Source organism: Brachybacterium atlanticum, from assembly GCF_025669985.1.
GTDB classification, from domain to species: domain Bacteria; phylum Actinomycetota; class Actinomycetes; order Actinomycetales; family Dermabacteraceae; genus Brachybacterium; species Brachybacterium conglomeratum.
This window is the reverse complement of sequence record NZ_JAKJJW010000009.1, coordinates 12,345-29,037: the sequence shown is the minus strand read 5'-3', so window position 1 is coordinate 29,037 and position 16,693 is coordinate 12,345. Positions and strand designations below refer to the sequence as shown.

The 16,693-nt window shown below is 72.5% G+C and carries 19 protein-coding genes; 15 read left to right on the top strand and 4 right to left on the bottom strand.

Annotation, left to right across the window (positions count from 1 at the left end; translation table 11 throughout):
• The first annotated feature begins 83 nt into the window (after positions 1-83).
• From L3K22_RS06200 to L3K22_RS06165, 8 genes are all read left to right on the top strand, one after another.
• Complete coding sequence (locus L3K22_RS06200) at positions 84-830, top strand: HAD family hydrolase (protein WP_263310612.1); 747 nt, start codon at positions 84-86, stop codon at positions 828-830.
• Entirely contained in the window at positions 827-3,373 is a 2,547-nt protein-coding gene (locus L3K22_RS06195) for a glycoside hydrolase family 65 protein (protein ID WP_263310611.1), read from the top strand. The genes L3K22_RS06200 and L3K22_RS06195 overlap by 4 nt, the downstream gene beginning before the upstream one ends.
• Positions 3,374-3,521: 148 nt before the next feature.
• Positions 3,522-4,703: a YihY/virulence factor BrkB family protein gene (locus L3K22_RS06190; RefSeq protein ID WP_263310610.1), complete on the top strand. Its 1,182-nt coding sequence runs from the start codon at positions 3,522-3,524 to the stop codon at positions 4,701-4,703.
• On the top strand, positions 4,700-5,266 hold the full coding sequence (gene def, locus L3K22_RS06185; RefSeq protein WP_010551269.1) for a peptide deformylase: 567 nt from the start codon (positions 4,700-4,702) through the stop codon (positions 5,264-5,266). The genes L3K22_RS06190 and def overlap by 4 nt, the downstream gene beginning before the upstream one ends.
• Positions 5,267-5,404: 138 nt before the next feature.
• Positions 5,405-5,830, top strand: a complete 426-nt coding sequence (locus tag L3K22_RS06180; RefSeq protein ID WP_263310609.1) for a QcrA and Rieske domain-containing protein — start codon at positions 5,405-5,407, stop codon at positions 5,828-5,830.
• A 7-nt stretch (positions 5,831-5,837) separates the two neighbouring features.
• On the top strand, positions 5,838-6,653 hold the full coding sequence (gene trmB / locus L3K22_RS06175) for a tRNA (guanosine(46)-N7)-methyltransferase TrmB (protein ID WP_263310608.1): 816 nt from the start codon (positions 5,838-5,840) through the stop codon (positions 6,651-6,653).
• 34 nt (positions 6,654-6,687) lie between these two features.
• Positions 6,688-7,731, top strand: a complete 1,044-nt coding sequence (locus L3K22_RS06170) for an LCP family protein (protein WP_263310607.1) — start codon at positions 6,688-6,690, stop codon at positions 7,729-7,731.
• Positions 7,732-7,793: 62 nt separating this feature from the next.
• On the top strand, positions 7,794-8,144 hold the full coding sequence (locus L3K22_RS06165; protein WP_263310606.1) for a DUF4235 domain-containing protein: 351 nt from the start codon (positions 7,794-7,796) through the stop codon (positions 8,142-8,144).
• A gap of 176 nt (positions 8,145-8,320) precedes the next feature.
• Here L3K22_RS06165 and phoU read toward each other — a convergent pair whose 3' ends face one another.
• The gene (gene phoU / locus L3K22_RS06160) at positions 8,321-9,001 is read right to left on the bottom strand and encodes a phosphate signaling complex protein PhoU (protein WP_263310605.1); all 681 of its coding nucleotides are present in this window, start codon (positions 8,999-9,001) and stop codon (positions 8,321-8,323) included.
• A gap of 173 nt (positions 9,002-9,174) precedes the next feature.
• On the opposite strand from phoU, the gene L3K22_RS06155 reads away from it, so the two are divergent.
• Both L3K22_RS06155 and L3K22_RS06150 read left to right on the top strand, forming a co-directional pair.
• Positions 9,175-10,440, top strand: coding sequence for a sensor histidine kinase (locus L3K22_RS06155; protein ID WP_259813393.1), 1,266 nt, complete (start codon positions 9,175-9,177; stop codon positions 10,438-10,440).
• A 1-nt stretch (position 10,441) separates the two neighbouring features.
• Entirely contained in the window at positions 10,442-11,131 is a 690-nt protein-coding gene (locus L3K22_RS06150) for a response regulator (RefSeq protein WP_259813394.1), read from the top strand.
• Between the two features lie 90 nt (positions 11,132-11,221).
• Here L3K22_RS06150 and L3K22_RS06145 read toward each other — a convergent pair whose 3' ends face one another.
• Positions 11,222-11,719: a hypothetical protein gene (locus tag L3K22_RS06145; RefSeq protein WP_263310604.1), complete on the bottom strand. Its 498-nt coding sequence runs from the start codon at positions 11,717-11,719 to the stop codon at positions 11,222-11,224.
• Positions 11,720-11,995: 276 nt separating this feature from the next.
• Between L3K22_RS06145 and L3K22_RS06140 the strand changes: the two genes are divergently transcribed.
• Both L3K22_RS06140 and L3K22_RS06135 read left to right on the top strand, forming a co-directional pair.
• A complete protein-coding gene (locus tag L3K22_RS06140) occupies positions 11,996-12,478 on the top strand; it encodes a CarD family transcriptional regulator (RefSeq protein WP_010551260.1) in 483 nt (160 codons plus the stop codon).
• Between the two features lie 8 nt (positions 12,479-12,486).
• Positions 12,487-13,224, top strand: coding sequence for an IspD/TarI family cytidylyltransferase (locus L3K22_RS06135; protein WP_263310603.1), 738 nt, complete (start codon positions 12,487-12,489; stop codon positions 13,222-13,224).
• Positions 13,225-13,226: 2 nt separating this feature from the next.
• Here L3K22_RS06135 and L3K22_RS06130 read toward each other — a convergent pair whose 3' ends face one another.
• The gene (locus L3K22_RS06130; RefSeq protein ID WP_263310602.1) at positions 13,227-13,538 is read right to left on the bottom strand and encodes a hypothetical protein; all 312 of its coding nucleotides are present in this window, start codon (positions 13,536-13,538) and stop codon (positions 13,227-13,229) included.
• A gap of 10 nt (positions 13,539-13,548) precedes the next feature.
• Positions 13,549-14,325 carry an IspD/TarI family cytidylyltransferase gene (locus L3K22_RS06125; protein ID WP_263310601.1) on the bottom strand — a complete coding sequence of 259 codons (777 nt, stop codon included), beginning with the start codon at positions 14,323-14,325 and terminating at the stop codon, positions 13,549-13,551.
• Positions 14,326-14,487: 162 nt separating this feature from the next.
• Here L3K22_RS06125 and L3K22_RS06120 point away from each other — a divergent pair, with 162 nt between their 5' ends.
• From L3K22_RS06120 to ilvA, 3 genes are read left to right on the top strand one after another with little or no spacing between them, the layout of a single operon-like run.
• Positions 14,488-14,787: a PTS sugar transporter subunit IIB gene (locus L3K22_RS06120; RefSeq protein ID WP_263310600.1), complete on the top strand. Its 300-nt coding sequence runs from the start codon at positions 14,488-14,490 to the stop codon at positions 14,785-14,787.
• Positions 14,784-15,332: a 2-C-methyl-D-erythritol 2,4-cyclodiphosphate synthase gene (ispF, locus tag L3K22_RS06115; protein ID WP_263310599.1), complete on the top strand. Its 549-nt coding sequence runs from the start codon at positions 14,784-14,786 to the stop codon at positions 15,330-15,332. Before L3K22_RS06120 ends, ispF begins: the two co-directional genes overlap by 4 nt.
• Complete coding sequence (gene ilvA / locus L3K22_RS06110) at positions 15,329-16,636, top strand: threonine ammonia-lyase IlvA (RefSeq protein WP_263310598.1); 1,308 nt, start codon at positions 15,329-15,331, stop codon at positions 16,634-16,636. Before ispF ends, ilvA begins: the two co-directional genes overlap by 4 nt.
• Positions 16,637-16,693 lie beyond the last annotated feature (57 nt).

Here is a 16,693-nt window from a genome sequence, read left to right as displayed (position 1 = left end):
CGGAAGGTCTCGAGCCGTTCCGGGCCGGCGCACGGGCGCGGGCACGGACCCCCGAAGCGTAGCCCACCGCCAGGGCCCGTAGCATGGCCGATGTGACTTCAGCGCGAACCTTCCGACCAGCAGATCTCACGGCTCATCTCTTCGATCTCGACGGGGTCGTGACCCCGACGGCCGAGGTGCACATGCGCGCCTGGGCGACGATGTTCGAGCAGTTCCTCTCCTCCCGCGGCGTCGAGCCGCCGTACACGGAGGCGGACTACTTCGAGCACGTCGACGGCCGCCCCCGCTACGACGGCGTCCGTGCGGTCCTCGCCTCCCGCGGCCTCGAGCTGCCCGAGGGCGAGGACACCGACCCCGGCGAGCAGAGCGCCGGGGAGGAGACCGTGCGCGGCCTCGGCAACCGCAAGAACCAGCTCGTGCTCGAGCTGCTGCGCCGCGACGGCGTGGCGCCCTATCCGGGCACCGTCGCCTATCTGGACTCGCTGGGCGAGGGAGCGCGCCTGGCGATCGTCTCCTCCTCCCGCAACGCGGAGGAGGTGCTGCGCTCGGCCGGGCTGCGGGAGCGCTTCGAGCACGTGGTCGACGGGAACGTCGCCGCCCGCGAGGGCCTGCCGGGCAAGCCCGCCCCGGACACCTTCCTCCGCGCCGCCGCGCTGCTGGGCGTCGAGCCCGCCGACGCGGTGGTCTACGAGGACGCTGTCTCCGGCGTCGCCGCCGGCGCCGCGGGGCGCTTCGGCGCCGTCGTCGGCGTGGACCGCGGGGCGGGGCGCGAGGAGCTGACCGCCGCCGGAGCCACCCTCGTCGTCGCCGATCTGGAGGAGCTGGCATGACCCGTCTGCGCTCGCTGCCCGAGGACCCCGTGGACCGCACCCGCCTGCCGGTCGACGAATGGCGCCTGGTCGAGTCGCGGCCGGGCGGCGACCTGGGCCTGATGGAGACGCTGTTCGCGACCGCCAACGGCTATCTCGGCATGCGCGGCACGCCCGAGGAGGGCCGGGACGCGCACAGCCACGGCACCTTCCTCAACGGCTTCCACGAGACCTGGGACATCAACCACGCCGAGTCCGCCTTCGGCTTCGCCCGCACCGGGCAGACGATGATCTCGGTGCCGGACTCCTCCACGCTCAAGCTGTACGTGGACGACGAGCCGCTGCTGCTGTCGATCGCGGACCTCGAGGAGTACGAGCGCTGGATCGACTTCCGCGAGGGCGTGCTGCGGCGCGAGCTGATCTGGCGCACCCCCGCCGGGAAGCGCGTGAAGGTCTCCACCGCGCGGATGATCTCCTTCTCCCAGCGCCACCTCGCGCTGATGACGATGCGGGTGGAGATGCTCGAGGGCTCCGCCCCGATCGCGATCTCCTCCCAGATCGTGAACCGGCAGGACTACCGCGACGACTTCGGCAAGGGCGTGGACGGCGGCCCCGTCACCGACAAGGCCGATCCGCGCCAGACCACCGCCTTCACCCACCGGGTGCTCGAGCCGATGCAGGACTGGCACAGCGAGCGGCGGATGCTGCTGGGCTACCGGGTGGCGCGCTCGGGCATGACCCTCGCCGTCGGCGCGGACCACGTGATCGAGTCCGACGCCGAGACCGAGCACCTCACGGACACCTCGGCCGACTTCGGCCGACAGGTCACCCGCGCCCATCTCGAGGAGGGCTCGGTGCTGACGGTGCGCAAGTCGGTGGCCTACCACTCCTCGCGCTCGGTGCCCCATCGCGAGCTCTTCGACCGCTGCCGCCGCACCCTGGACCGGGTGCGTCGCGACGGCTTCGAGGCGCATCTCGCGACGCAGCGGGAGTACCTCGCGGACTTCTGGCAGAGCTCGGACGTGCAGCTGCCGGGCCAGCCCGAGGCGCAGCAGGCGACGCGCTGGTGCCTGTTCCAGCTCGCCCAGGCCACGGCCCGCTCCGACCAGTGGGGCATCCCCGCCAAGGGCGTGACCGGCTCGGGCTACGAGGGCCACTACTTCTGGGACAGCGAGATCTACGTCGTCCCCTTCCTCACCTTCACCCAGCCGCGCTGGGCCCGTAACGCGCTGCGCTTCCGCACGACCATGCTGCCCAAGGCGCGCGAGCGGGCACGGGAGCTGAACCAGCGCGGGGCCCTGTTCCCCTGGCGCACGATCAACGGCGACGAGGCCTCCGCCTACTACGCGGCCGGCACCGCGCAGTACCACATCGACGCCGACGTCTCCTACGCCTTCTGCCAGTACACGGACGTGACCGGCGACGTCGACTTCGAGCGCCGCGACGGGGTGCAGGTGTTGGTGGAGACCGCCCGGATGTGGGCGGACCTCGGGTTCTGGCGGGTCACCGCCGCGGGCGTCTCGAGCTTCCACATCAACGGCGTGACCGGCCCGGACGAGTACACGACGGTCGTGAACAACAACCTGTTCACGAACGTGATGGCGCGCTACAACCTGCGCCGCGCGGCCCGCGCCGTGCGGGACCTGCGCGCGGCCGACGAGGCCGCCTACGAGGCGCTGCGCGTCGAGCTCGAGCTGGACGAGATGGAGCTGGACCAGTGGGAGGCCTGCGCGGACGGCATGTTCGTGGCGAAGGACGACTCCCTCGGCATCCACCTCCAGGAGGATCGCTTCCTGGAGCGGGAGATCTGGGACGTGGCGAACACTCCGGAGGAGGCGTTCCCGCTGCTGCTGCACTTCCACCCGCTGGTGATCTACCGCTTCCAGGTGCTCAAGCAGGCCGATGTGGTGCTGGCCCAGTTCCTGCGCGGCAGCGAGTTCACCGCGGAGGAGAAGCGCGCCGACTTCGAGTACTACGACCCGATCACCACCGGGGACTCCTCGCTCTCCGCCGTGGTCCAGTCGATCATGGCCGCCGAGGTGGGCCATCAGGAGGCGGCGCTGGACTACTTCCGGGCCGGGCTCTTCGTGGACCTCGGGAACCTCCACGGCAACACCTCCGACGGCGTGCACATCGCCTCGGCGGGCGGGGTGTGGAACGCGCTCGTGCACGGCTTCGGCGGGATGCGCCACGACGAGGGCCGGATCAGCTTCGACCCGCGCCTGCCGGCGCAGTGGCCCGAGCTCTCCTTCCCGCTGACGGTGCGCGGCTCCCGCTTCCGGGTGCGCCTGGTGCGCGAGGAGATCTCCTTCACGCTCGAGACCGGCGAGGAGATCGAGGTCTCCGTGCGCGGCGAGAGCGTGCGGGTGACCGCCGACGGCGTCTCCGTCCCGCTCGCTGACCAGGGCCCGCTGCTGGACGATGCGGTGCTGTCCAGGCCCGTCGGCCTGGGCGATGCCCGCGCGGACGGCTCGATCATGACCTCCTTCGTGCCGGGCGATCCCGAGGACCCGTGGGAGTACCCGGTCGCCTCCGACCCCGACGACATCGTCGACGAGGGCTGAGAGATCATCGACGGAGGCTGACCGGCGCGTCACGAGGGCGGGGCCCCTGCGGCGCGGTGGACTAGGCTCCACAGCGCCCGCACGGCCCCCGTCCCTCCGTCCCGACCTCCCGGCCCGGGACCCGACACCCCTCCGGAGCAGCTCCACGGTGACCACCTCCCGTCCGCGTCGGCCACGGCCGCAGGTCGAGCTCGCCCGACCCCGGCTGAGCATCCTGCACGTCCTGAACCGGGTGCGGATGCGGCTGCTGGACATCCAGGTGTGGGACGTGGCCGGGACGATGACGTTCTACCTGCTGCTGTCGCTGTTCCCGGGCGCGGTGGCCGTCGTGTCGATGATGTCGCTGATCGGGATCGAGACGGAGACGCTCTCCGCGCTCTCCGGGCTGATCACCGAGATCTTCCCGACCCTGGATCCGCGTCCCTATCTCGGGGCGATCCAGGCCGTCTCCAGCACCAGCGGCGGCCTGCTGGGCCTGCTGCTGGGCACGCTCGGCTCGCTGGTCTCCGCGTCCAACGGCGTCGCCGCCTTCCACCGCGCGCTGCACAGGGTCTACGACACCCGCGAGGGGCGACCCTTCCTGTGGTTCCGCACGATCGTGTTCGGCGAGACGGTGCTCATCACCGCGGTGGTGCTGCTCGCGATCGGCATGATCATCCTGGGCGGCGAGGCGAGCCAGCGCATCGGCGAGTTCATCGGCATCCCCATGATCGCCTTCCACGCCTGGAACATCGTGAAGTGGCCGGTACTGCTGGTCATCCTGATCATCGGGGTGTCGCTGGCCTACTACCTGTTCCCCAACGTGCGACTGCCCCGCTACCGGCTGATGACGCTGGGCTCGACCCTCAGCGTGCTCACCCTGTTCGGGACCGCGCTGTTGGCCGGGCAGCTGCTCGTCTACGCGACCCGCTTCGCGGAGGTCCTCACCGTCCTCAACGGCCTGATCGCGATCCTGCTGCTGATGTGGATCGCGAACATCGTGGTGATCACCGGCGCGGCGCTGGACGCCGAGTTCCTGCGCGCCCGTCAGCTCGCCACCGGCCTGGAGGCATGGCACAAGCTCGAGCTCGCGCCGCATGCGACCCACACCCTGGACTTCCTCGCCCGTGACGCCGACGAGGCGGAGGAGCTGGGCCGCGCGGTCGCCGAGTCCGTCCGCAGCGGGGAGCCCCTGCGGCGGGAGCGGGGCGCCTGGATCGTCGAGTCGACCAACCCTCTCGCGGTGAACCCGCCGCGCCGACACCGGGTCACCAGCGACCCCCTCCCCGAGGAGAGCACCGAAACGGGGCCCTCCGCCGACCCGTCGAGCCAAGGAGGCTCCCCCGCATGACCGTCCGCCCGATCACCATCGCCGGCCACCGCGCGCTCTCGCAGCGCACCCGCCGCGTCCGAGAGGTCACCGACGAGCTGCGCACGCTCGTCGCGGACATGTTCGAGACGATGGACGCGGCAGGCGGCGTCGGCCTCGCCGCACCGCAGGTGGGCTCCCGCTGGCGGCTGTTCGTGTACTCCTGCCCCGACGTGAGCGACACGCTGCGACGCGGGGTCGTGCTCAACCCGGTCCTCGAGCGCTTCGGCGGGATCACCTTGGACGAGGAGACCCTCGAGGGGTGCCTCTCCGTGCCGGGCGAGGGGTTCCCCACCGCACGGCACCGCGGCGCCCGGGTGACGGGCACGGATCTCGACGGGGCCGAGGTCGTGCTGGAGGACGAGGGCGGGGTGCTCGCCCGCGCGCTCCAGCACGAGGTCGACCATCTCGAGGGGTCCCTCTATCTCGACCGGCTCACCCCGGCGAGGAAGCGGGAGGCGCTGGACGCGGTGCGCGACCGGGGCTGGCGCGCGGGCGGCATCCTCACCTGGGACCCGAGCGAGATGGAGGCCGCGGAGGTCTGAGCCGAGGGCGCGGCGGCGACGCTGTGCATGCACCGGCGCGCCCCGGGAGGATCGTGGGACGATCACGACGCGGTCGCGGCGGTCACACCCGCTGCCCGCCGCGCCCCGACACCCGGCGCCCCTGACTATCCTGGCGGCATGGAACGCCCCTGCCTCTCCCGCCGCCACGCCCTCCTGCTGCCCGCCTCCGCGGCCGGTCTCGGAGGCCTCGCGGCCTGCGCTCCGGAGGACCAGGGCTTCGGCACGGCCGAGCCGCTGCGCGCGGAGGAGGGCTCGGTCCCGCTGGCGGACGTGCCCGAGAACGCCTCGACGCTGGTGAACTTCGGCGGCCAGCAGCCCTTCGTGCTCCTGGTCCGCGGGACCGGGGAGGACGTCTCCGCCTACTCCGGCTACTGCACCCACAACGGCTGCGCCCTCCGCCAGCAGGAGACCGAGCTGGACTGCCCCTGCCACGGCTCGCGCTTCGACGCGACCAGCGGCGAGGTGCTCGTCGGCCCCGCGACCCGTCACCTGCCGAGCGTGGAGATCGTCGTCGAGGGCGATCAGATCCGTCGCGCGTCCTGAGGCAGCCGTGACCCCGCCCACCACTCCCCCGCCCTTGCATCCCGCCCGACGTGATGCGGGCACCACCCGCCGCGACGTCGTCTCCTTCGTGCGCCGCGGCGAACGGCTGACGCCCTCGCGCCGCGACTCCTGGGACCGGCTCTCCCCCGAGTACGTGCTGGACCCGCCGCGCGGCGAGCGCGACACGCTCCCGGCCGACGGGGCCCGGATGGATCTCGAGGAGGTCTTCGGCCGCCGCGCGGAGCTGGTCGTCGAGGTCGGCAGCGGCCTGGGCGAGAACATCGTCGCGGCCGCGACCGCGCATCCCGAGCGCGACCACCTGGGCGTCGAGGTGTACCTCCCCGGACTGGCCCAGACGCTCAGCCGCGTCGAGAAGGCGGAGCACCCCCGGAACCTGCGCCTGCTGCCCCTGGACGCGCAGAGGGCGCTGCCCGCGATGCTGCCCGAGGCCTCGATCACCGAGCTGTGGGTGTACTTCGCCGATCCGTGGCCGAAGGCCAGGCACCACAAGCGGCGCCTGATCAACCCGCCCTTCCTCGATGCGGTGCTGCCGCTGCTCGCCCCCGGCGGGCACCTGCGCCTGGCCACCGACTGGGCGCAGTACGCCCACCACATGCGCCGCCAGCTCGATGCCAGGCCCGAGCTGGAGCTCGTGCATCCGGACGGCCCGCGCCCCGAGGGGGTGAGCTCCGACGCCGTCCCGGAGGGCATGGCGAGAACCGGCTGGGCACCGCGGTACGGAGGTCGTGTGAAGACCAGCTTCGAGTCCAAGGGGATGCAGGCCGGACGCCTAATATGGGATCTCGCCTACCGCAGGCTGTGACCGCCCCGGCGGCACCGGACGAGGGGACCGATCCATGAACCGCAACGACGACGTCGAGCTGCCCGCCGACTGGGACGACGACTCGGACGCCGGCACGGAGCGCCGACGAGGCCGCCGCGCGGCGCTCATCGCGTTCGGCCTCGTGGCCGTGCTGGTGATCGGCGTCGGCATCGTGGTCGGCAGCTATCTGAGCGGGCTGCGCAGCTCCTACGAGAAGCGCTCCGTCGTGGACATCACCCGCGCCGAGGGCGAGCGCCCCGAGGCGGAGGAGGGCACCGGGCGGAACATCCTCCTGCTCGGCTCGGACAAGCGCTCCGAGGAGGCCGCGGCCGCGGAGGGCGTCACCGGCCAGCGCTCGGACGTGATGATGCTCGTGCACATCGCCGACGACGGCGAGAGCGTGTACATCACCTCGTTCCCCCGCGACCTCTACATCGACATCCCCGGCCACGGCAAGGACCGCATCAACGCGGCCCTCGCCTTCGGCGGCCCCTCCCTGGCGGTGACGGCGGTGGAGGACTACACCGGAGTGCCGATCGACCATGTGGCCCTGATCGACTTCGAGGGCATCGAGGGGCTCGTGGACACGCTCGGCGGAGTCGACGTGCAGGTCCCGACGGACTTCGAGGCGGACGGCATCGAGTACACCGCCGGCACGCAGTCGATGGACGGCCACGAGGCGCTGGTCTTCGTGCGTCAGCGCAAGCAGTTCGCCGACGGCGACTTCCAGCGCAACCGCAACCAGCAGGCGGTCCTCAAGGGCATCGCCGACAAGCTCATCAGCGCCGACACCCTCACCGATCCGCGCAAGCTCGCCGACACGATCGAGGAGGTCTCCCCGTACCTGACCACCGACGAGGGCCTCACCGCCGGCGAGATGACGAAGCTCGGGCTGTCGCTCCGCTCGATCCGAGGGGACGACCTCCACTTCCTCTCCGTCCCCCACGGGGGCCCCACCACGACCAGCGGCGGCGCGAGCGTGGTGGCGACCGACGAGGAGGCGATGGACGTGCTGCGCGAGGCACTGCGCACGGACGACATGGGAACCTATTACGCTCAGTACGCCGGGGCCTACTGAGCCCCTTCGCAGGAGAGAACCCGCGAACCCGACGCCTGGAGGAAACCGTGGCCAATCCGCTCGTGAGCATCATCGTCCCCGTCGCGGGGATCATCGCCGCCTCCGTCGGCAAGAAGGCGGCCGAGACCGGCTGGGGAGTCGTGTTCGGCGAGGACGCCCCGACCACCAAGTCCCAGAAGGCCGCCAAGAAGGACGTCGCCGCGCGGCGCAAGCAGGCGAAGAAGGACGGCGCCTCGAAGGCGGAGATCCAGGCGATCAGGGATCCCGACGACGACCAGCCGGTCTGGAAGCTGATGCTGTGGACGCTGGTCTCCGGCGTGCTGCTGCAGGGCCTGCGAACGGCGGCCCGGCGCGGGGCGAAGGCGGGCGCGGAGCGGCTGACCACCAGGCGGCCCCGCCCGAACCGCGGCTGACCCGACCGGCCGACGGCCTGACGCCGAAGGGGCGCCCCGCAGACTCTGCGGGGCGCCCCTTCGGCGTGCTCGGACCCGTCGGGCTCGGGCTCCGTAGTGCGCGCACTACGTCACGCTCGGCCGTCCGCGGACCCGTCGGGCCCGGGAGCGGTCGGACCGTAGCTCCGGGGCCCGGCTCAGAACTCCGGGACGTCGACGCCCTCGGAGAGGGTGTCCATCGCGTCGCCGGTGACGAGGAACCCGACGCGGCGCACGAGGGAGACCGCGTGATCGCCGATCCGCTCGTAGAAGCGGATCAGCAGCGTCATGTCGATGACCTGGCCGGCGGTGAAGGTGCCGGGCGCGGCCGAGGAGATCTCGCGGGAGACCTGGAGCATGAGCTCGTCCAGCTCCTCGTCGCCCTTCTCGACCTCGGCGGCCTGGGCGAGGTCGCGGTTGGCGATCACCTCGGAGGCCCCCTTGAGGGATTCCAGGCCCACCTCGGACATCCGCGCGATCTTCTCGCGGAACTGCTCGGGGACCGCGGCCTCCGGGTGCGTGCGGCGCGCGATCAGCGCGATGTGCGCGGCGAGGTCGCCCATGCGCTCGAGGGAGGAGCTCATGCGCAGGGTGGCGACCAGGAGGCGCAGGTCCGTGGCGACCGGGGCCTGTCGGGCGAGGAGCTCGACGGCCTTCGCGTCGAGCTCGAGGTGACGGTCGTCGATGTGGGGGTCGGCGGTGATGACCCGCTCGGCGAGGGCCAGGTCGCCCTCGAGAAGGGCCCTGGTCGCGTCCGCCAGGGCCGTGCTCACCAGCTCGGCCATGTCCAGCAGGTCGTCGACGATGTGCCGCAGATCGCTCTGGTAGGCCTCGCGCATGTTCTCGCTCCTCTGTCTGATGGGGGACTTCTCCCCGATCCTCGCAATGCCGGATGAACGTGCATCGCCGTTGGGTGAACTCGAAGCGTAGTCCCCGTGAACTCCTCCCCTCGTTCGTCCCGCCCTGCGACAGGTGGCGGGAGCGCGGAGCGCACGGGGCCTAGGCTGTGCTGGTGCCCCAGTCTGCCCTGCTCCTGCTCGCCGCGGCGATCGGACTCGTGATCGGAGTCGTCGCCACGTCGGCGCTGCGCCGCTCCGAGAGCCGACGCGCCGAGCAGCCGGCGGCGCGGGACGAGGTGGTCCCCGAGGCCGCCGCGGAGGTGCTCGCGATCCTCTCCTCCGCCTACGTGGTGCTGGACTCCGTCGGCGACGTCCTGCGCGCCTCCCCCATGGCGTACTCCTACGGGATCGTGCGCGCCGCCGAGGGGGACTACCCGCGCCTGGCGAGCACGCAGCTGATGGAGCTCGCGTCGGACGTCGGCCGCAACGGCGGGTTCCGCGACGAGCGCCTGACGGTGCGCCGCTCCGCCCAGGGCGACACCGACGCGGTGATCGACGTGCGGATCGGGGCGCTCGGCGAGCACGGCGTGCTGCTGCTGGCCGACGACCTCACTCGTGCGGTGCGGGTGGAGGAGACGCGGCGCGACTTCGTCGCGAACGTGTCCCACGAGCTGAAGACCCCCGTCGGCGCGATCACGCTGCTCGCCGAGACGATGGAGGACGCCGCGGAGGATCCCGACGCGGTGCGCCGCTTCGCCGAGCGGATGCAGACGGAGACCCGCCGCCTCTCCCACCTGGTGCAGGAGATCATCGAACTCTCGCGCGTGCAGGGCAGCTCCGCCCTCACCGACGCCGAGCCGGTCGAGATCGACGAGGTGGTCGAGGAGGCGGTGGCGCTGAACCGCAACTTCGCGCTCGGCTCGAACATCGAGGTCGCCGTCGGCGGCAGCAGCGGGCTGCGCGTCTTCGGCTCCTCCTCGATGCTGACCACGGCGCTGTCCAACCTGATCTCCAACGCGATCACCTACTCCGACCCTCGCACCCGGGTCGGGATCTCGGTGCGGCGCGACGGCGGCATGGTCGAGGTGTCCGTGAAGGACCAGGGCATCGGCATCGCGAAGGACCACCTCGAGCGGGTCTTCGAGCGGTTCTTCCGCGTGGACCGGGCCCGCTCGCGCAGCACCGGCGGCTCCGGCCTGGGCCTCGCGATCGTCAAGCACATCGCGACCGACCACGGCGGCGAGGTGACCGCCTGGTCGATGAAGGGCCAGGGCTCGACCTTCACCCTCAGACTGCCGGAGATGGGCCGCACCGAGACGATCACCGTCGGCTCCCGCACGCTCGAGGTCTCCGCGAACCCGCGCGCGACCGCCTCGACCGACGCTCCCGGCGACGAGCGCCCCCGACCCTCCGACCGACCCTCTGGAAAGGGAAGTTGAGATGACACGCATCCTGATCGTGGAGGACGAGGAATCGTTCTCGGACCCGCTCTCCTACTCGCTGCGGAAGGAGGGCTACGAGGTCGCCGTCGCGGACACCGGCACCGACGGCCTGCGCATCTTCTCCGCCCACGGCGCGGACCTGGTGCTCCTGGACCTCATGCTCCCGGGGATGAGCGGCACCGAGGTGTGCCGGGAGATCCGCCGCACCTCCTCGGTCCCGGTCATCATGCTCACCGCGAAGGACGACGAGTTCGACAAGGTGCTGGGCCTCGAGCTGGGCGCCGACGACTACGTCACCAAGCCCTACTCCTCCCGCGAGCTGCTCGCCCGGATCAAGGCCGTGCTGCGGCGCGGCCAGGACACGGCCGAGGCGGAGGAGGACACGACCCTCACCGCGGGCGGCATCATGATGGACGTCGAGCGTCACGTGGTGCAGGTGCACGGCACCGAGGTCGCCCTCCCGCTGAAGGAGTTCGAGCTGCTGGAGATGCTGCTGCGCAACGTCGACCGGGTGCTCACCCGCGGCCAGCTCATCGACCGCGTATGGGGCGCGAACTACGTCGGCGACACCAAGACCCTCGACGTCCACGTCAAGCGCCTGCGCGCGAAGATCGAGGAGGACCCGAAGAACCCCGTCCACCTCGTGACCGTGCGCGGGCTGGGCTACAAGTTCGAGTCCGGGGCCTGAGCGAGGGCCGGCGACGTCCCGGAACAGGCGAGCGCCCCGCAGCCAGGCTGCGGGGCGCTCGTCGTCCAGGGGGCTCGCGCGGAGCCGGGCTCAGCCGGCGGCGGGCTCGCTCTCCCTGTAGTGGCTGAGGGTGGTCTCGAGCGTGGGCAGCGAGACCGTGGTGGAGAGGTCCCCGGAGGTGACCGCGAGATCGAGGATCGTCCCGGGGAGCACGTCGAGGGCACCGATCTGCACGGCCTGCTGACCCTCCTCGGGGCCGAGCTCGACCGTGCCCTGCGCCGGGACCTGCACGCGCGTGGAGAACACGGCGGCACCCTCGTCCTGGCCCTCGAGCTCGACGACGAGGTCCTCGTCGGAGTAGTTCACGACGGTCGCGGAGAAGGTCGCGGTCCCAGTCTCGTCCATCACCAGCACGGCGTTGCGCACGCCGACGTGGAAGGCGCCGTCGACCTCGAGGTTCGCGTTGGTGCCGTCGCCCGCCTGGTAGAACTCGTGGGTCTGCACCGGGCTCATGAAGGTGCAGCCGGACGCCGCGAGGGCAAGGCCCAGGGCGGCGACGGAGAGTGCGAGACGGCGGGGACGGCGCACGGAGGACTCCTGTTCGATGCCGCGGAGCGGCGGGGACGATCGGGGACAGCCCTCACAGGGTACCCCACCGCGGCACCTCGGACGGACCGCACCGCAGGTCCGGCGACGGGCTCCTCGGCGCTCGCCGCGCCGCGCCGGAGGCTGCGGGCCGCCCGGTGACTCTCCCGCTCAGCACCGCTTTCCGCACCGGCGACGAGAGCGGGTCGGCGCTGGTCGGCGGGCATTTCACCATCCGACCCGGATGGTAGGATGAGCGACGGAAAGGGGACCCACCACATGAACTTCGCTGTCGGCGAGACCGTCGTCTACCCGCACCACGGTGCCGCGCTCATCGAGGAGGTCAAGACCCGCACCATCAAGGGCGAGGACCGCACCTACCTCAAGCTCAAGGTCGCCCAGGGCGATCTCACGATCGAGGTCCCCGCCGACAACGTCGACCTCGTCGGCGTCCGCGACGTCGTGGACAAGGAGGGCCTCGACGAGGTCTTCGAGGTGCTCCGCCAGCCGTACACGGAGGAGCCGACGAACTGGTCCCGCCGCTACAAGGCCAACGTCGAGAAGCTCGCCTCGGGCAACGTCAAGAAGGTCGCCGAGGTCGTGCGCGATCTGTGGCGCCGCGACCAGGACCGCGGCCTGTCCGCCGGGGAGAAGCGGATGTTGGCCAAGGCGCGCCAGATCCTCGTCTCCGAGCTCGCCCTCGCCGAGAAGACCGATGAGGCCGAGGCCGAGACCATCCTCGACGAGGTCCTCGCCTCCTGAGCGCCCCGGTGACGTCCTCGTCCGCCCCGGGGCGGGTCCGACCGCTCGTGCTCGCCCTGGCGCCGCCCGCGCCGGGGATCTCGCACGACGCCGAGACGCCGTCCCTCGAGACGCTCGGCGGCTCGCGCCTGATCGAGCGGCTCCTGGGCACCCTCCATGCGCTGGGCGTGCCCGCCCCGGTCGTCGTCGCCCGCTCCGAGGCGGCGGGACACCTGCGGTCGCTGCTCGACCCGCGCCTGACGGTCCTCGCGGCCGATGGGGACCGCCGACGGGCGCTGCGCGCCGCGCTCGAGGTCTGCGACGACCCGCTCCTGCTCGTCCACGACGCCGAGCGCGCCCTGACCCCGCAGGCCGTGGTCGCCGAGGTGCTCGCCTCCTTGCACGGAGGCCTGGACGCGGTGGTGCCGGTGGTCGCGATGACCGACTCGGTCAAGGAGGTGCTGCCGGGCGGGCTGCGCAACGTGGACCGCTCCACCCTCGCCGGCCTCCAGAGCCCCCGCCTGCTGCGGCGCGAGGTGCTCGAGACGGCCCTCGACCCGGCTCAGACCCGCGCGGAGCAGGCACCTCCGGGCGGGCGCTTCGACGAGATCCACGCCGCCCTGGCCGCCGGCGCCCGGGTGGGGACCGTCCAGGGATCGCACTCGGGCTTCGCGGTGCTGGACCGGCTCACCCTGTGGCAGGCGCAGATCTCGCTGGGCCTGGCCAGGGACACCTCGCACCGGCGGGGGCTGGCCCGCCGCGGCTGAGCTCAGCCGTCCTGGCGGTTGCGCCAGACGGTGCGGAACTCCTGCGCCATCCGCAGCGGTTTGGACAGCGTGCGCTCGGGGAGGCTGGTCGCGAGCTCGCCCGGGTCGCGGCGCAGCCGCCGCATGAGCCGGCGCGGCTTGCTGGAGATGCGCTGACGCAGGTCGGGGAGGTAGTCCTCCGAGACGTCCAGCCGGGTCACCGCGCCGCAGCCGGTGCAGCGGATCTGGGACACGAAGCGCCCGGCATAGACCACCTCGTGCTCCGCGTCCTGCTCGCACGCGGTGCACCGCAGGAAGCTCTCCTCGACGCTCATCGTCTCCTCCTCACGAAGACCTCAAACCTAGCGCGCTGACCACGTCCTGGGCCAGGAGGAGGTCCTGGGCGTAGGTGATCTTGAAGTTGGTCTCCTCGCCGCGCACCCAGGTGACCCGGATGTCGGTGTACTCCTCGGCGCAGGAGGCGGTGTCGGTGCCGACGAAGCCGTCGCGCGCGGCCGCCTCGTAGGCGTCCAGGATGGTCGCGGCGCGGAAGCCCTGCGGGGTCTGCACGCGCACGAGAGGTCCGGCGCCCGCCTCCCCCGCACCGGCGCGCTGCTCCCCCGGGCCGGCGAGCCGCTCACCCGGCGCGACCGGGGCGATGTCCACGGCCGGGATCCCGGGGACCGCGCCGCCGTGCTCGCGCGCGGCGTGCAGCACCGCGGAGGCCAGTCCGTGGGAGACCAGCGGGCGGGCCGCGTCGTGGATCAGCACGGTGTCCACCGCGCCGCTGTCGATCCGGTCGGCGAGATGGCGCAGGGCCGCCAGCTCGGACTCCTGGCGGGTGTCCCCGCCGGGGATGATCTCCAGCGGCACATCGGTCTCGCGCGCCTCCACGAAGCGGGCGTGCTCGAGGTCCTCGGGGCGGACCACGAACACGAGGATCCCCACCCCCTCGACGCTGGCGAGGGTGTTCAGACCCCAGGCGGCGATGCTCCGCCCGGACAGCTGCAGGAAGGCCTTGTTGATGCCCGCCCCGACCCGGGTGCCGGAGCCTCCGGCGAGCACGACGCCCGCAGCCCGTCCGACGGGACGGGCCGGGCGCGAGCGGCGGGGCTGGGTCACGCAGGCATCGTAGTCGGTGGTGGGGCGCGGACCGTGCGGGGCGGGACCTCCGCCTGCCCGGCGCGGACCGGACGTGACAGAATCGATCCCGTCGGCGGACCGTCGGCGCCTTCGTCGCGCCCCGGGACGCCCGCCCCCACTTCCCCTGCACCAGGAGTTCGAATGCTCACCATCGCCATCGTGTGCGGCGCCGGGATCGCGACCTCCGCGCTGGTCGCCGAGCAGGTGCGCGAGCACATCGCCGCCCGCGGCCGCCGCGTCACCGTCGTGCAGGCCACGGTGATGGACCTGCTCTCCTCGGACTTCCACGCGGACCTCGTGGTCTCCACCGTGGACCTGCCCGATGCCCTCGGCATCCCGCGCGTCTCCGCGATGCCCCTCCTGCTGGGCACGAACCCGAAGGTCACCTTCGACGACATCGACCGCCTGCTGGAGCGCATCGACCCGGACGGGGCCCGATGACGGCCGCAGCGCCCAGGATCGGCATCGGCGTGGACGTGCACGCCGCCGCACCCGAGGACTCCCCGCGCGATCTGTGGATCGCGGGCCTGCGCTGGGAGGGCCAGCGGGCTCTGGAGGGGCACTCCGACGCCGACGTCGCCTGCCATGCCGCCTGCGACGCCCTGTTCTCCGCCGCCGGGATCGGCGACCTCGGCACGCACTTCGGCGTCGGCCGCCCCGAGTGGGAGGGCGCCTCGGGCTCCCGACTGCTCGGGGAGGCCGCGCGCCTGGTCCGCGAGGCCGGCTACGAGATCGGGAACATCTCGGTGCAGGTGATCGGGAACTGGCCGCGGCTGTCCCGCCGCCGCGAGGAGGCCTGCGCGGCGATGACCGCCGCCGCCGGCGCCCCGGTCGCCGTCTCCGGCACCACCACCGACGCGCTCGGGCTGACCGGCCGGGGCGAGGGCCTGGCCGCGATGGCGACCGCGCTGCTCGTGCCCGCGGACGGCGCCTCCGGGACCGGCCGCGCACCCGAGCAGACCCGCCCCGAGGAGGACGGAGCATGACCACCGCCTCCCGCTCCGAACAGTCCCCGCTGCCCGTCCGCGCCCCGGACGTCGAGCAGGCCGCGGAGCGCCTGGGCACGACGGTGCGCCGCACCCCGCTCGAGCACAGCGAGCGCCTGAGCGCCCTGGCCGGGGCGGACGTCTGGCTCAAGCGCGAGGACCTCCAGCCCGTGCGCTCCTACAAGCTGCGCGGCGCCCACCTCTTCCTCGACTCCCTCGACGCCGATCAGCGCGAGGCGGGCGTGGTCGCGGCGAGCGCGGGCAACCACGCCCAGGGCGTGGCCCAGGCCTGCCGCACCCTCGGGGTGTCCGGCCGGATCTACGTCCCCAGCACCACACCGCGGCAGAAGCGCGAGCGGATCACCTCGATCGGCGGGGACCTGGTCGAGCTGGTGCTGATCGGGGACACCTTCGACGACGCCGCGGAGGCCGCGGCCGACGACGCCGAGCGCACCGGCGCCGTGCAGGTCCCTCCCTTCGACCACCCCACGATCATGGCCGGCCAGGGCACCGTCGCGCTCGAGGCCGCCGAGCAGCTGCGCGAGGAGCACGGCCGGGAGCTGGGCACGATGGTGCTGCCCGTCGGCGGCGGGGGGCTGCTGGGCGGCTGCGGCGCCTGGCTGCGGGAGCGCTGCCCTTCCACCCGGATCGTCGGCGTCGAGCCCGCCGGCGCGGTCTCGATGGCCGCGGCGGTGCGTGCGGGTCGACCGGTCGCGCTCCACGAGATGGACCGATTCGTCGATGGCGCGGCGGTGCGCCGCGTGGGCGCGGGCCCGCTGCGGATGGTGCAGGCGATCGCTCCCGAGCTGATCGCGGTGGACGAGGGCGCGGTGTGCACCCAGATGCTCGAGCTGTACCAGGTCGAGGGGATCATCGCCGAGCCGGCCGGGGCGCTCGCCGCGACCGCGGTGGCGACCGGCGTGATCGAGGGCCTGGCCCGCGCCGGGGAGGACGGCGGGGACGTGGTCGTTGTCGTCTCCGGCGGCAACAACGACGTCTCCCGCTACACCGAGGTGGTCGAGCGGTCCCTCGTCCACGAGGGGCTCAAGCACTACTTCCTGGTGACCTTCCCGCAGGAGCCGGGCGCGCTGCGCCGCTTCCTGGACCGGGTGCTGGGTCCGCACGACGACATCGTGCTGTTCGACTACATCAAGCGCAACAACCGCGAGGAGGGCCCGGCGCTGGTGGGCCTCGAGATCGGGCACCGCGAGGACCTCGAGCCGCTGATGGCGCGCATGGCGGCCTCGAACATGGAGATCGAGCGGATCGACCCGCACGACCCGATCTACCGCTATCTCACCTGAGCGACCGCTCTCTTCCCTGAGCGGGAGCGCTCCCGGCAGCGGCGGGAGCACGCCCGG

Coding starts and splice junctions, on each gene's coding strand:
- L3K22_RS06195 (WP_263310611.1), top strand. CDS start 827: ATGACCCGTCTGCGCTCGCTGCCCGAGGACCCCGTGGACCGCACCCGC.
- L3K22_RS06140 (WP_010551260.1), top strand. CDS start 11,996: ATGAACTTCGCTGTCGGCGAGACCGTCGTCTACCCGCACCACGGTGCC.
- L3K22_RS06130 (WP_263310602.1), bottom strand. CDS start 13,538: ATGAGCGTCGAGGAGAGCTTCCTGCGGTGCACCGCGTGCGAGCAGGAC.
- L3K22_RS06200 (WP_263310612.1), top strand. CDS start 84: ATGGCCGATGTGACTTCAGCGCGAACCTTCCGACCAGCAGATCTCACG.
- def (WP_010551269.1), top strand. CDS start 4,700: ATGACCGTCCGCCCGATCACCATCGCCGGCCACCGCGCGCTCTCGCAG.
- phoU (WP_263310605.1), bottom strand. CDS start 9,001: ATGCGCGAGGCCTACCAGAGCGATCTGCGGCACATCGTCGACGACCTG.
- ilvA (WP_263310598.1), top strand. CDS start 15,329: ATGACCACCGCCTCCCGCTCCGAACAGTCCCCGCTGCCCGTCCGCGCC.
- L3K22_RS06170 (WP_263310607.1), top strand. CDS start 6,688: ATGAACCGCAACGACGACGTCGAGCTGCCCGCCGACTGGGACGACGAC.
- L3K22_RS06120 (WP_263310600.1), top strand. CDS start 14,488: ATGCTCACCATCGCCATCGTGTGCGGCGCCGGGATCGCGACCTCCGCG.
- L3K22_RS06150 (WP_259813394.1), top strand. CDS start 10,442: ATGACACGCATCCTGATCGTGGAGGACGAGGAATCGTTCTCGGACCCG.
- L3K22_RS06180 (WP_263310609.1), top strand. CDS start 5,405: ATGGAACGCCCCTGCCTCTCCCGCCGCCACGCCCTCCTGCTGCCCGCC.
- ispF (WP_263310599.1), top strand. CDS start 14,784: ATGACGGCCGCAGCGCCCAGGATCGGCATCGGCGTGGACGTGCACGCC.